Genomic DNA, 14,138 nt, shown 5'->3' with positions numbered 1-14,138 from the left:
ATCATCCCTCTCGATCGTCGGTGTCGGTCCACAGGCCGGAGCGTCGCTCGGCCTCCATCTCGGCCCGGGTCGCCGCACGGGCGGCCCGGCGGGCATCCTGCTCGGCGCGCTTCTCCGCGCGGGTCGCGCGGGTGCGCTCGTCGAGCCGCAGGTCGGTGCCACGGGGCCCGGCGAGCAGCTCGGCTCCCGCGGACAGCGTGGGCTCCCAGTCGAAGACGACGCCCGTGACGTCGTCGCCGATCACGACGGCGTCGCCCGGCCTCGCACCGGCCTTGAACAGGCCGTCCTCGACGCCGGCCCGCTGGAGCCGGTCCGCAAGGTAGCCGATCGCCTCGTCGTTCTGGAAGTCCGTCTGGGCGACCCACCGCTCGGGCTTCTCGCCGCGCACGCGGAACAGCGGCTCGAGGTTGCGTTCCTCGCGGCGGATCGTGAATTCGGCCCGCTCGCCACGGCGGCGATGCCGGCGCGGCACCTCGACGGGCGCGGCCGGCGCGGGCTCGACCACCCGGGAACGGGCCTCCGCCACGAGCTCGGCCATGGCGTACTTGAGGGCGTCCAGGCCCTCGCGGGCCAGCGCGGAGATGTCGAAGACCCGCAGGCCACGGCCCTCGAGCTCGTCGCGGACCATGTCCGCCATCGCGGCGCCGTCGGGCAGGTCGGTCTTGTTCAGGGCGATGAGGCGGGGCCGCTCGTTCAGCGGTACGACGCCCTCCCCGCCCTGGGAGAAGACGGGCTCCACCGCGTAGGCCTCGAGCTCGGCCTCGATGGCCTCGAAGTCGGCGATCGGGTCGCGGTCGGACTCGAGGCTGCCGCAGTCGAGGACGTGCACGAGCGCGGCGCAGCGCTCGACGTGGCGCAGGAACTCCAGGCCGAGGCCGCGGCCCTCCGAGGCACCGGGGATCAGGCCCGGGACGTCGGCCACCGTGAAGCGCACGTCGCCGGCCTGCACGACCCCGAGGTTGGGCACGAGCGTGGTGAACGGGTAGTCCGCGATCTTGGGACGGGCCGCAGACAGGGCAGCGATGAGGGAGGACTTGCCGGCCGAGGGGAAGCCCACGAGCGCGACGTCCGCCACGGTCTTGATCTCGAGCGTCAGGTCCCGGCTCTCCCCCGGCAGGCCGAGCAGCGCGAAGCCGGGCGCCTTGCGCTTCACGGAGGCCAGAGCCGCGTTGCCGAGGCCGCCCTGACCGCCGGCGGCGGCGACGTAGGTCGCGCCCTCCCCCACGAGATCGGCCACGATGTTGCCCTGCTCATCCTTGACCACCGTGCCGTCCGGCACGGGCAGCACGAGCGACTGGCCGTTCTTGCCCTCGCGGTGGTCGCCCATGCCCGGCTGGCCGTTCTCAGCGGACCGGTGCGGGGCGTGGTGGTAGTCCAGCAGCGTGGTGGTCTGCGAGTCCACCACGAGGGTGATGTCGCCGCCGTCGCCCCCGTCGCCGCCGTCGGGGCCACCCAGGGGCTTGAACTTCTCGCGATGCACGGAGACGCACCCGTGCCCGCCGTTGCCGGCGGTGAGGTGGAGGACCACGCGGTCCACGAAGGCTGCCATGGGAGTGCTCCTAGGGGCTGGAGGGATCGGACTCAGACGGCCCAGGGGCCGGAGACGCCGACGGCGGGGGCGGGTCCGGTGGATGCCGGGCCCGCCCCCGCCGGGGCGTCAGGGGGTGCGGGTGTCCTCGCCGGGCGAGGGTCCGCACGCAGACCGCACGAGTGTCAGATCACTCCGCGGCGGGGACGATGTCCACGACCTTGCGGCCGCGGCGCTGGCCGAAGGCCACGGAGCCCGCGGACAGCGCGAAGAGGGTGTCGTCCTTGCCGCGGCCGACGTTGCGGCCCGGGTGGAACTTGGTGCCACGCTGGCGGACGATGATCTCGCCGGCGTTGACGTCCTCACCGCCGTAGCGCTTGACGCCGAGGTACTGCGGGTTCGAATCGCGGCCGTTCTTCGAGGAACTGCCGGCCTTCTTATGTGCCATTGCTGTTGCCTAACCTCTCGGATGCTCGGTTTCGCCGGTGCCGGTGACGGCTCAGGCGATCCCGGTGATCTTGACCGTGGACAGCTCAGAGCGGTGGCCCTGGCGCTTCTTGTAGCCGGTCTTGTTCTTGTACTTCATGATGACGACCTTCTTGCCACGGGAGTGGGAGACGACCTCGGCGGTCACCTTCACACCGGCGGCATCGGCGCCAGCCTTGACCTCGTCCCCGTCCACCAGCATCAGAGCGGGCAGCTCGACGGAGCCACCGGTCTCAGCGGGAACGCGGTCAAGGGTAACGAGGTCTCCGACGGAAACCTTCTCCTGGCGGCCGCCAGCGCGGACAATCGCGTACACCACTTGGGACTCACTTCTCTCGACGTTTCAATGGATCAGATCGGGTTCTGCTCGCCCGCACCTCGACCGCGGCTGCGTCCGGGTCCGGCGGTCCCTCACCGGGACATGCGGGAGCGTGCGGGCGGTGAACACCGATGGTCCAGCATACTCGCTGCCGGGCATCCGGACCAAACAGAGGCGTGTCGGCGCGTCGCCGCCGCCCGGGGCAGGCCCGGGGCGGCGGCACCGACGACGGTCAGCGGCCGCGACGGGCCAGGTCGGCGGCCTTCACGCCGACGCCGAGCATCACCGGGGCGGCACCCTGCGGCTCGGCGGGGGTGGACGCCTCGGCCACGGCCGCCGTGAAGCGGCCGCCCTGGGCGCCGCCGGGCGCGGCCTGGACCTGGACGTGGACGCCGTCGGACGACACGGCACGACGCGAGCGCCGGCGCGGCGATCCAGGCGCCGGGGCCGCCTGGGCCTCGGTCGGGGCGTCCGCGGCGGACGCCTGGTCCGCGTCCGCCGTGGGCTCCGCCGTCGGCTCGGTCGCCGCAGGCTCCACCATCACGGCCTCCTCGACGGCGGCCGGGGCGGCGGGCTGCTCGTGGACCTCGGTGGCGTCCGTGGACTCCTCGGGCGAGGGCTCGGTGGCCTCCACCGGAGCCGCGTCCGTGCGGTCGGCCGTCCGCTCGGCGGACGCGTCCGCACCGGCGGCCGGACGGACGACGCCGTCGCTCGAGGCCCGGCGGGACCGGCGGCGCCGGGGCGCCAGGGCATCCTCGGCGGGCACGGGCGCCGAGGCATCCTCGACCGGCTCCGATGCGTCCTCCGCGGGCGCGGCCGCCGAGGACTCGGCGTCCGCGGCGTCGTGCCGCGACGGCGTCGCGCGCTCCGCGCCCTGGTCCTCGGCGTCGGTCTCGGTCGAGGCCGCCTCGCCGTCCCGCCGGGACCGCCCACGGCCACCCCGACGACGCCGGGACCGGCGGGGACGGTCGTCCTGCGCGTCCGCGTCCTCCGGGGACTCGGCCTCCTCGGCCTGCGCGACCGGGTCCTGGTGCTCGGGGGCCTCGGCGGCGGCCGGCTCGGCCTCCTCCTCCGTCTGACGGGGCTGATCGGCGGACTCGGCGGGGCCGTCGTCGTGTGACCGCGCGGCATCCTCAGAGCCCGCGACCTCGGCGCCGGTGTCCCCCGACTCCTCGGTGCGGCCCCGGCCACGGCGGCGGCCCCGACGACGCCGGCGACGCGGCGTCTCCTCCTCGTCCGTCCCGGCCGGCTGCCCGGCCTCCGCGGGCCCGGCCGACGCGGCCTCGACGGCCTCGGCCGCGGAGTCCTCGGCGGGGGCGGACTCCTGCTCGGCGGGGGCGGACTCCTGGGCGGGGGTCTCGTCCTCGGCCACCTTGCCGGAGGCCTTCGCGATCGAGTGCAGGGCGACCCGGGCGGCCTCGGCCCGCTCACGGCGCTGCCGCTCGTCCTCGGAGTCGACGTGCTCGGCGCCCGTCGTCGTGGCCGCGGCGGCGTGGGCGTGCTCGCCCTCGCCGTTGCCCCGGCGCCGGCGACGACGGCGGCCCTCCGCTTCGCCGCGCTGCTCACCGCCGGAGCGGCCCCGCTCGACGGGGGTGTCCTTGATGATGATGCCGCGGCCGGCGCAGTGCTCGCAGGTCTCCGAGAACACCTCCACGAGCCCGGTGCCCATGCGCTTGCGCGTCATCTGGACCAGGCCGAGCGAGGTCACCTCGGCGACCTGGTGCTTCGTGCGGTCCCGGCCCAGGCACTCCACGAGACGGCGCAGCACGAGGTCGCGGTTGGCCTCGAGCACCATGTCGATGAAGTCGATGACGATGATGCCGCCGATGTCCCGCAGGCGCAGCTGCCGGACGATCTCCTCGGCGGCCTCGAGGTTGTTCTTGGTGACGGTCTCCTCGAGGTTGCCGCCGGAGCCCGTGAACTTGCCGGTGTTCACGTCCACCACGGTCATGGCCTCGGTGCGGTCGATCACGAGCGAGCCGCCGGAGGGCAGGTACACCTTGCGCTCGAGCGCCTTGTGGAGCTGCTCGTCCACGCGGTGGGTGGCGTACAGGTCCTCGCCGTCGTGGTCCTCCGGCACCCAGTGGTGCAGACGGCCCAGCAGGTGCGGGGCCACGTAGGTCACGTAGGCCTCGATGTTGTCCCACGTGGCCTCGCCCTGCACGAGCATGGCGGAGAAGTCCTCGTTGAAGACGTCGCGGACCGTCTTGATGGTCAGGTCCGGCTCGGCGTAGAGCAGCTCGGGGGCGAGCACCTTGGTGCCGGACGCCTTCTCCTGGATGCCCTCCCACTGGGCGCGCAGACGGTTGATGTCGTTCTGCAGCTCCTGCTCGGAGGTGCCCTCGGCCGCGGTGCGCACGATCACGCCGGCGTCCTGCGGCAGGTGGTCCTTGAGGATCTTCTTCAGACGCGAGCGCTCCACGTCCGGCAGCTTGCGGGAGATGCCGGTCATCGAGCCTCCCGGCACGTACACGAGGTAGCGGCCGGGCAGGGAGACCTGGCTGGTCAGACGGGCGCCCTTGTGGCCCACCGGGTCCTTGGTGACCTGGACGAGCACGGTGTCGCCGGACTTGAGCGCGTTCTCGATCTTTCTCGGCTTGCCGTCCAGCTGGGCGGCGTCCCAGTTGACCTCGCCCGCGTAGAGCACGGCGTTGCGTCCGCGGCCGATGTCCACGAACGCGGCCTCCATGGACGGCAGCACGTTCTGGACCTTGCCCAGGTACACGTTGCCGATCATCGAGTCCTGCGTGGTGTGCGAGACGAAGTGCTCGGCCAGCACGCCGTCCTCGAGCACGGCGATCTGGATGCGCTGGTCGCGCTGGCGCACCAGCATCTTGCGGTCCACGGCCTCGCGGCGGGCCAGGAACTCGGCCTCGGTGATCACGGTGCGGCGACGCCCGCCCGAGCGGGAGTCGCGGCGGCGCTGGCGCTTCGCCTCGAGCCGGGTGGATCCCTTGACGCTCTGGACGGTGTCCGAGGCGGTGCCGACGGCCTGGCGCGGCGCGCGCACGCGGGTGACGGTGTGCTCGGGATCGCCGGCCTCGCCGCCGTCGAGCTCCATGTCCACCTCACCGCGGCGGCGTCGGCGGCGCCGCCGGGAGACCACGGCGCCCTCGGCCCGGTCCTCGGACTCTCCGGCGTCCTCGTCCTCGGAGCGCTGCCGGGACGTGGTCTCGGTGCGCAGGACCTCGATCAGGTTCGCCGGCACGGCGAACGGGTCGGTCGGGTCGACCTGCAGCGTCGGCGCGCTCGGCTCCTCGGCCGGGTCCGCGGCGTCGTCGGACGCGGCGGTCCGCTCCGGCTCCGCCCCGTCGGCGGTGTCCGCCGCGGTCTGCGTCACGGCCTGCTCGGCCGTCTCTTCCACGCGTTCGTCTGCGCGGGTCGTGTCCTCGTTGTTGGCCGCCATGGCAGCACCTCCCGCCGACCGACGACGCCACACTCGCCGCCGCCCGGCGTGTCCGCGTCCGCCGCCGGCCGCGTTGCCCCGGGCGCCGTGCGCCACGGGTGCGCCGGGAGGCGGACTCCGAGAAGTCATCGGGTGGACCGCGTCGACCGTCAGGGCCCGGCGCGGAACCGCTGCGCCCTCGAGATCGGGGCCTGGGCGTCACGTGCCGTCCGCCGGCCGGCGCACGGACGCGCACGGGCGAAGCCCGGCGTCCACCTCCCGCACGATGCTCGACGCGGGGGCGCCTCGGCGGCGGCCCGACGTCGGGCGCGCAGCGGGCTGCCCCGCGGTGTGGCCACGGGACGGCCAGGGCCGATTCTCTCACATCCGCCCCGGGCACGCGCCTAGAATCGTGTCCATGCCTGCGACCCCGCTGACGGACGACGTCCGCCTCTCCCCCGCCGACGACATCCCCGCCGAGGAGGCCCGGCTCACCTGGTACGCCCGGCCCGCGGGCACGGCGGCGCTGCTCCTGATCACCTCGCTCGTGGCGCTGACGGCCACCATCATCATCATCGTCGAGCGCACCCTCCTCACCGCGGACCCGACGCACCGCACGTCCTGCGACCTCAACCCGTGGGTGTCCTGCGGCCAGGTGATGCAGTCGTGGCAGGCCCACACCTTCGGCTTCCCGAACACGTACATCGGCGTGGTCGCGTTCTCCGTGCTCATCACCGTGGGGATGTCCCTGCTCGCCGGCGCCCGCTTCGCCCGCTGGTACTGGCTGCTGATGAACGCGGGGATCCTGGCGGGCTTCGCGTTCTGCGTGTGGCTCTGGTACTCGGCCGTCTACAGCATCGGCACGCTCTGCCTCTACTGCATGATCGTGTGGGCCATGGTCATCGCCCAGCTCGTGCTTGTGACGTCCCGGAACCTGCAGACCGGCACGCTGCCGGCCCCGGCCGGTCTCGTCCGCCTCGCCCGGGAGCTGGCCTGGCCCGTGATCGTGCTCCTCTACGTCCTGGTGTTCGCCTCGATCCTGCTGGAACTGGGCCTCGGGGTCGTCGGGATCGACTGAGCCTAAGCTCCCCCACCGGACACGACGACGGCGGCCGGTCACCCCACCAGGGTGACCGGCCGCCGTCGTGCGGGCCCGGAACGGGCTCAGCCGAACCAGATCGCGAGCTCGCGCTCGGCCGAAAGGGTCGAGTCCGAACCGTGGACGAGGTTCTTCTGGACGGCCTCGCCCCAGTCCCGGCCCAGGTCGCCGCGGATGGTGCCCGGGGCGGCCACGGTGGGGTCGGTCTTGCCGGCCAGCGAGCGGAACCCCTCGATCACCGAATCGCCCGTGACGCGCGCGGCCACCACGGGGCCGGAGGCCATGAACGCCACCAGCGGCTCGAAGAACGGCTTGCCCTGGTGCTCCTCGTAGTGGCGCTCCAACATGGCGCGGGTGGGCGTGAGCATCTTCAGGTCGGCGATCACGTAGCCCTTGCGCTCGATGCGCGCGAGGATCTCGCCGACCAGGTTGCGGGCCACCCCGTCCGGCTTGATGAGGACGAGGGTCTCTTCGGTGTGGTGCGTCATGGGGTGTGCTCCTAGCGTCGTCGGACGGCCGCGAGCGCGGCCCGGTTCCCGCTCCACCCTAGTGGGGCCCGGGACTCAGCGTCCGTGCTCGGCCTCCCAGGCGGCCTCGAGGCGGTCGCGCTGGGCGTTCTCGACGTCCATGGCACCGCCCTTGATCACGGCGTACGCCCACGTCAGCGCGAAGAGGGCCCCCACCACGAACATCGAGTACTCCCAGAAGCCGGAGGCCAGCAGGACGGCCTGGATCGCCCAGCCGATCGCGATGCCGACGGGCTTGCGCACCAGGGCGCAGGTCAGCACCGCGACGACGGCCAGCGCGGAGTAGCCCGCCACGAACCACCAGGCGCCCGGCTCGTCCCGGTGCATGCCGAACAGCATGAGTCCGAGGAAGAAGATGAGCACCGCCTCGAGCATGAGGATCGTGGAGGTGAACAGGGCGCGCACGGAGCGTCGGCGCCGGCGAGTGCCGGGGCGCCACTGCCGCTGGGCTCGCGTCTCGCGCTCGGGGCGCCAGGGCTCGTCGCCGAAGCGCCCCTGCTCCGTGGCGCCTCCGGTCTCCGGCTGGTCGGGGGTCATCGGTCCTCCTCCGGCCGGCGGCGGGCGCCGGCGTCGTCGCGGTCCTCGAGCAGCTCGAGGATCTCCGGGTCCAGATCGTCTTCGTCGGCGTCCGCCAGCCCGACGGCGTCGAGCAGGTCGGCGGGGTCGAGGCCGCGGGCGGCCACGGTGACGGGGCCGGCATGGCGGGGCTCGCCCACGAGGGTGCGGACCTCGGCGGCCAGGGTGATCGAGCCGAGCACGAGCACGCCGCCGCCGGTGCCGGAGGCCAGTTCGTCCGCGCTCGTCTCGAGGGCCTCCGCGCGGCCGACCGCCCACTCGAGGGCGTCCGGCACGGACTCGGTGGCGTACACGTCGTCCTCGGGCCAGCCGGCGTCGACGGCCATGCGGGCCAGCTCCCCGGCCGGGATGGCGCGGGCCGAGGAGGACTGCGTCACCGCGAGGTCCTCCACGTCGTCGCCGAACGCCCGGTAGAGCGCCGCGAGCATGCCCGGCGCGTCCTTCTCCTGGAGGATCCCGACGACCAGCGAGAGGCGGGTGAAGCCGAACGCCTCCTGCACCGCACGGGCCGTGGCCCGCACGCCGTCCGGGTTGTGGGCGGCGTCCACGATGAGCGTGGGGGCGGTGCGCAGCACCTCGAGCCGGCCGGGCGAGGTGACCTGGGACAGCCCCTCGCGCAGCAGCTCCTCGTCCAGCGGTCGCTCGCCGCCGCCCAGGAACATCTCCAGGGCCGCCACGGCCACCGCGAGGTTCTGCGCCTGGTGCTCCCCGAGCAGCGGCAGGAACAGGTCCCGGTACTCGGCCGCGAGGCCACGCACGGACACCTGCTGGCCGCCCACGGCCAGGGAGCGCTCGAGCACGCCGAACTCGACGCCCTCGAAGCGGAACGGCACGTCGGCCGCCTGCGCCGCCTCGAGCAGCACCTGGGCGGCGTCGCGCTCCTGGGCGGCGGAGACGAGGGCGCCGCCGGGCTTGATGATGCCGGCCTTCTCCTCGGCGATCTCGGCCTCGGTCTCCCCCAGCAGGTCCGTGTGGTCCAGGGAGATGGGGGTGACCACGGAGACGACGGCGTCCGCGACGTTGGTCGCGTCCGTCACGCCCCCGAGGCCCACCTCGAGGACGACGACCTCCACGGGCTCGTCCGCGAACACCGCGAAGCCCAGCGTGGTGACCGCCTCGAAGTACGTCAGCGGGACCTCGCCCGCGGCCTCGAGCTCCGCGTCCACGGTCTGCACGATCGGGAGGATCTCCCCCCACACGCGCACGAAGGTCTCGTCGGCCACCGGGGCGCCGTCGATGCTGATCCGCTCCGTGACACGCTGCAGATGCGGCGAGGTGTAGCGCCCGGTGCGCAGCCCGTAGGCGCGCAGGACGGCCTCGACCATCCGCGCCGTGGACGTCTTGCCGTTGGTGCCGGTCAGGTGGATCACCGGGGCCGCGTGCTGCGGGTCGCCGAGCAGCGCGAGCACGCGCCGCATCGGCTCGAGCCGCGGCTGCATCTTGTTCTCCGGGGCGCGGGCGAGCAGGTCCCGGTAGACCTCCTCGACCGTACCCGGGGCGTCCCCGCGCATCACGCGTCCGCCTTCGCGACGGTGACTGCCACGGTCTTCATGGCGTCGTCGGCCGGGTCCTTGCGCGGGTCGGCCGCACCGGAGTCCACGAGCTCCAGGTCCACCGTGAGGGTCTCCTCCGCGACGAGGCCGCGGTGGGCCTCGAGCGCCGCCACGACGGCGGTGGGGCCCTCGATCCGCGTGCGCACGCGGTCGGAGACGTCCAGGCCGGCGTCCTTGCGGGCCGCCTGGACGGCGCGGACCACGTCCCGGGCGGTGCCCTCGGCGGCCAGCTCCGCGGAGACCTCGGTGTCCAGCACGAGGAAGCCGGCGGTGCCGGGCAGCACGCCCACCGCGGTCCCCTCGGGGGCGCCGGTGGAGACGGTGCGCAGCTCGTAGAGCGCGGGGGCCAGTGTCACGGTCTCGCCGTCGGCGAGCGTGACCGCCAGGCCCTCGGCCGTCTCCTCGTACGCGCCGGCGTCGACCGCCTGCTTCACGAGCGGCACCTGCCTGCCGAACGCCTTGCCGAGCTCGCGGAAGTTCAGCTTCAGCTCCGTGCCGATGCCGTAGCGGGCGATCGCCTCCTCCGAGAGCTCGGTGAGCTCGACGTCCTTGAGGTTCAGCTCGTCCGCCACGATGCGGGCGTAGGTGCCCTCGAGGCCCGCCGCGTCCGGGACGACGACGGACAGGCGGGGCAGCGGCAGGCGCACCCGGCGCCCGGCCCCCTTGCGCAGGGCCGAGCCGGCCGAGCTGATGCGGCGCACCGCGTCCATCCGGGCCACGAGGGAGTCCGCCTCGGGCCCGTGGGGGAACAGGTCGGCGTCCGGGTAGTCGGTCAGGTGGACCGAGCGGCCACCGGTGAGGCCGCGCCAGATCTCCTCGGCGATCAGCGGCATCAGCGGTGCGGCGGCCCGGGTGAAGGCCTCGAGAACGGTGTAGAGGACGTCGAAGGCGACGGTGTCCTCGTCGAAGAACCGCTCCCGGGACCGGCGGATGTACCAGTTGGTCAGCGTGTCCATGAAGCCGCGCAGCGCGTCCGTGGCGTCCGAGACCTCGTAGGCGTCCAGGCCGGCCTTGACCTCCCGCAGCATGCGGCCCGCGGCGGCCAGGATGTACTGGTCCAGGGGGTCCTCGGCGGTGTGCCGCTCCTGCGCGCGGTACCCCTCGGGGCGGGCGCCGCCGTCGTGCGCGGTGTTCGCGTACAGGGTGAAGAAGTGGTACGCGTTCCACGCCGGCAGCAGCACCTGGCGGACGCCCTCGCGGATGCCCTCCTCCGTGACGATCAGGTTGCCGCCGCGCAGGATGGGGCTGGCCATGAGGAACCAGCGCATGGCGTCCGCGCCGTCGCGGTCCAGGACCTCCGTGACGTCCGGGTAGTTGCGCAGCGACTTGGACATCTTCTGCCCGTCCGAGCCGAGCACGATGCCGTGCGAGATCACGTTGGAGAACGCCGGCCGGTCGAACAGCGCCGTGGCCAGGATGTGCATGGTGTAGAACCAGCCGCGCGTCTGGCCGATGTACTCCACGATGAAGTCCGCCGGGTTGTGCGTGGGGAACCAGTCCGCGCGCTCGAACGGGTAGTGCACCTGGGCGTACGGCATGGAGCCGGAGTCGAACCAGACGTCCAGCACGTCCTCGACCCGGCGCATGACCGCACCCGCCGCGGCGGCCTCGGGGTCCGGGTGGGGGCGGGTGAGGTCGTCCACCCACGGGCGGTGCAGGTCCACCTCGCCCTCGGCGTTGCGCGGCAGGCGGCCGAAGGCCTCCTCGATCTCCGCGAGCGAGCCGTAGACCTCCTGGCGGGGGAAGTCGGGGTGGTCGGACTCCCACACCGGGATGGGCGAGCCCCAGTACCGATTGCGGGAGATGGACCAGTCGCGCGCGTTGGCGACCCACGTGCCGAACTGCCCGTGCTTCACGTTGCCGGGGATCCAGGTGATCTCCTCGTTCAGCTCGAGCATGCGCTCCTTGATCTGGGTGACCTTGACGTACCAGGACGTCACCGCGCGGTAGATCAGGGGCGTGCGGCACCGCCAGCAGTGCGGGTAGGAGTGCTCGTAGGAGGCTTCGCGGGCCACGCGGCCCAGGGCGCGCAGGGCGCGGATGATCGTGCGGTTGGCCTCGAAGACCTGCACGCCGGCGATCTCGCGCAGGTCGCCGCGCCCGACGTCCTCGCGGGCGAACAGCGGCAGGAACCGGGCACCGGAGTCCACGGAGAGCAGCACGGGGATGCCGTTGGCCTCGCACACGCGCTGATCGTCCTCACCGTAGGCCGGCGCCTGGTGGACCACGCCGGTGCCGTCCTCGGTGGAGACGTAGTCGTCCACGAGGATGCGGTGGGCGCCCTCGACGCCGAGGTCACGGCCGTTGACGGTGAAGGTCTCCCCGCGGTGGGCGTCGAACACGTCCGTGAACAGCGGCGCGTAGGCCAGGCCGCCGAGGCGGGCGCCGGGGATCGTCTCGGTGACCGCGGCGCGGGCGGCGTCGGCATCGGCGTAGCCGAGCTCCCTGGCGTGGGCGCCCACCAGGTCCACGGCCAGGAGGAAGCGGTCCCCGTCCGCGGTCGCGCCCTCGGGGCCGGCCGGCACCACGGCGTACTGGATCTGGGGGCCGACGGCGAGGGCCGCGTTGGTCGGCAGCGTCCAGGGCGTGGTGGTCCAGGCCAGGACGTGGACGCCGGCCAGGTGCGCGGCGAGCGCCGCGTCGGCGCCGCCGTCGGGCACGAGGGCGGGGTCCGCCGGGAGGCCGGTGATCGGGAACGTGACGGTGACCGAGGGGTCCTGGCGCATCTTGTAGACGTCGTCGTCCATGCGCAGCTCGTGGTTGGACAGCGGGGTCTCGTCGTTCCAGCAGTAGGGCAGGACGCGGAAGCCGCGGTAGGTCAGGCCCTTGCGGTGCAGCTCGGAGAAGGCCCAGATCACGGACTCCATGAAGTCCGGGGTGAGGGTCTTGTAGTCGTTCTCGAAGTCGACCCAGCGGGCCTGGCGGGTCACGTAGTCCTGCCACTGGTCCGTGTACTTCAGGACCGAGGAGCGGCAGGCGTCGTTGAACGTGTCGATGCCCATGGCCTCGATCTCGGACTTGTCCGTCATGCCCAGCTGCTTCATCGCCTCGAGCTCGGCGGGCAGGCCGTGGGTGTCCCAGCCGAAGCGGCGCTCCACGCGGCGGCCCTGCTGCGTCTGGTAGCGGGCCACGAGGTCCTTGACGTACCCGGTGAGCAGGTGGCCGTAGTGCGGCAGGCCGTTGGCGAAGGGCGGGCCGTCGTAGAAGACGAACTCGTTCTGCGAGCCGTCCTCGTTCCGGGTGGGACGCTGGTCGATCGAGGCCTGGAAGGTGCCGTCCTCGTCCCAGTACGCCAGGATGCGGCGCTCGATCTCCGGGAAGCGCGGGGAGGCGGGGGTGCGGCCGTCAGGGGCGGAGGAGGCGAGGGGGTACACGGGGGTCCTTTGCGTCCGGGGCGTCGGTTCCGTGCAAGGACGCCCGAGGGCCCGACCCTCCGGCCGGCCGCGGACGCGGTACCACCTTGCTTGCCGGCGTCGGGAGGTCCCCGGGGTGCCGGCCGCTTGATGACTGCTGTGACGGGCTTACCCGTCCGGTTCTACTGGGGCCGTGCGGCCCGTTCTTCCGGAGGCTCGCCGGTGATGGCCGGGTCGACGCCTGTGCCCGCCAGTGTAGTGGACGCTGCGCCGGCCCGGGGCCGCGGGGCCGGAGCGCGTCAGAGGGCGGTGCGCACGGCCGCCGACGCGTCGCCGTCGATCTCCACGTGCACGGCGTCCCGGCCCGAGGCCCAGAGGAGGAGCTCCCCGACCTCGCCGGTCACCGTGACGGGCGCCCGCAGCGCCACGGCCCCACGGGTGACGGTGACCGGGGCGCGACCCGGGCCCTGGAGGACCACCGGCGCCGTGGACGTGCGCAGGAACAGCGGGGCCATGCGACGCAGCGAGCGGTAGAGGGCGTCCTCCTCGTCCGGGGAGAACGGGCGCGGGGCGGGCAGCGAGCCGCCGGTCGCGGACTCGCCGCGCCGGACGTCCTCGAGGTGGATGAAGTGCTCGGCCGCGTTCACGTGCCTGTCCGCCGCCCGCATGGGGTTCAGCGCCGACGGGCCCGCGGCCCACTCCCGCACGACCTCGGCGTAGTCGCGGCGCTTGGTGTCCGCGGTCAGGCGGTCGAGGTGGCGGGACAGCGGCGGGATGAACAGGGCGGCGAAGGCGTCGGGCCGGCTCTCCCGCAGCCAGAGGTGGGCGGCGAGGTCGCGGGTGCTCCAGCCGCCGCACAGGGTGGGCGCGTGGGGGCCCTTCTCGAGCAGGAGGTCAGCGAGACGGGCGCGTTCGGCTGCGGCGAAGGTGGTCATGGGCACCACGGTAGGGAGCGGGCCGCGGCGCGGGCGAGGGGTGGGCCGCGCCGCGGCCGCGAATCCGCCCGACGGGAGGACTCAGCCTCCGGCGCCGAGGAGGACGCTCTCCCGGGAGATGCGGGTCATCTCCTCCCGGTCCACGACCTTCACCCGCTCCCGCGCCACCGGACCGGCCTGCGTCGCCTGCGCACCCAGGGACTTCTCATGGTCATCCAGAGCATGCCAACCGGCCCACGTGGTGTACGGGACCTCACGGGACTCGAGCAGCTCGATCACCGACTCCTCGGAGGGCTCCTGGGCCGTCCACAGCCCCGGCTCGTCCTCGATCAGATGCTTGATCGTCTCCAGGGAGTCACCCTTGGTGTGCCCGATCA

At 73.4% G+C, this 14,138-nt stretch carries 10 protein-coding genes and 1 pseudogene; 1 reads left to right on the top strand and 10 read right to left on the bottom strand.

The window, feature by feature from the left end:
* Position 1 precedes the first annotated feature (1 nt).
* From obgE to MF605_RS07185, 4 genes are all read right to left on the bottom strand, one after another.
* Positions 2-1,549, bottom strand: coding sequence for a GTPase ObgE (obgE, locus tag MF605_RS07200; RefSeq protein ID WP_020622077.1), 1,548 nt, complete (start codon positions 1,547-1,549; stop codon positions 2-4).
* Positions 1,550-1,718: 169 nt separating this feature from the next.
* Positions 1,719-1,976 carry a 50S ribosomal protein L27 gene (rpmA, locus tag MF605_RS07195; protein WP_002853915.1) on the bottom strand — a complete coding sequence of 86 codons (258 nt, stop codon included), beginning with the start codon at positions 1,974-1,976 and terminating at the stop codon, positions 1,719-1,721.
* Between the two features lie 51 nt (positions 1,977-2,027).
* Positions 2,028-2,333 carry a 50S ribosomal protein L21 gene (gene rplU / locus MF605_RS07190; protein WP_002853919.1) on the bottom strand — a complete coding sequence of 102 codons (306 nt, stop codon included), beginning with the start codon at positions 2,331-2,333 and terminating at the stop codon, positions 2,028-2,030.
* A gap of 232 nt (positions 2,334-2,565) precedes the next feature.
* Positions 2,566-5,739 carry an Rne/Rng family ribonuclease gene (locus MF605_RS07185; RefSeq protein ID WP_242821260.1) on the bottom strand — a complete coding sequence of 1,058 codons (3,174 nt, stop codon included), beginning with the start codon at positions 5,737-5,739 and terminating at the stop codon, positions 2,566-2,568.
* A 397-nt stretch (positions 5,740-6,136) separates the two neighbouring features.
* On the opposite strand from MF605_RS07185, the gene MF605_RS07180 reads away from it, so the two are divergent.
* Positions 6,137-6,796: a vitamin K epoxide reductase family protein gene (locus tag MF605_RS07180; RefSeq protein ID WP_134416952.1), complete on the top strand. Its 660-nt coding sequence runs from the start codon at positions 6,137-6,139 to the stop codon at positions 6,794-6,796.
* A gap of 86 nt (positions 6,797-6,882) precedes the next feature.
* Here the strand turns inward: MF605_RS07180 and ndk are convergent, their stop codons facing one another.
* The 6 genes and pseudogenes from ndk to MF605_RS07150 form a co-directional block, all read right to left on the bottom strand.
* Positions 6,883-7,305: a nucleoside-diphosphate kinase gene (ndk, locus tag MF605_RS07175; RefSeq protein WP_012750845.1), complete on the bottom strand. Its 423-nt coding sequence runs from the start codon at positions 7,303-7,305 to the stop codon at positions 6,883-6,885.
* 75 nt (positions 7,306-7,380) lie between these two features.
* Entirely contained in the window at positions 7,381-7,881 is a 501-nt protein-coding gene (locus tag MF605_RS07170) for a DUF4233 domain-containing protein (protein ID WP_078026091.1), read from the bottom strand.
* The gene (locus MF605_RS07165; protein WP_078026090.1) at positions 7,878-9,431 is read right to left on the bottom strand and encodes a bifunctional folylpolyglutamate synthase/dihydrofolate synthase; all 1,554 of its coding nucleotides are present in this window, start codon (positions 9,429-9,431) and stop codon (positions 7,878-7,880) included. Before MF605_RS07165 ends, MF605_RS07170 begins: the two co-directional genes overlap by 4 nt.
* Positions 9,431-12,847, bottom strand: coding sequence for an isoleucine--tRNA ligase (gene ileS / locus MF605_RS07160; RefSeq protein WP_113914190.1), 3,417 nt, complete (start codon positions 12,845-12,847; stop codon positions 9,431-9,433). The genes MF605_RS07165 and ileS overlap by 1 nt, the downstream gene beginning before the upstream one ends.
* A 278-nt stretch (positions 12,848-13,125) precedes the next feature.
* A complete protein-coding gene (locus MF605_RS07155) occupies positions 13,126-13,761 on the bottom strand; it encodes a TIGR03085 family metal-binding protein (RefSeq protein WP_101965499.1) in 636 nt (211 codons plus the stop codon).
* A gap of 81 nt (positions 13,762-13,842) precedes the next feature.
* Positions 13,843-14,138, bottom strand: a pseudogene (locus MF605_RS07150) (pyridine nucleotide-disulfide oxidoreductase); the annotation flags it as partial.

Origin of the sequence: Micrococcus luteus (assembly GCF_022664405.1) — a bacterium.
Classification (GTDB): Bacteria; Actinomycetota; Actinomycetes; order Actinomycetales; family Micrococcaceae; genus Micrococcus; species Micrococcus luteus.
This window is presented reverse-complemented; position numbering and strand designations above follow the sequence as displayed.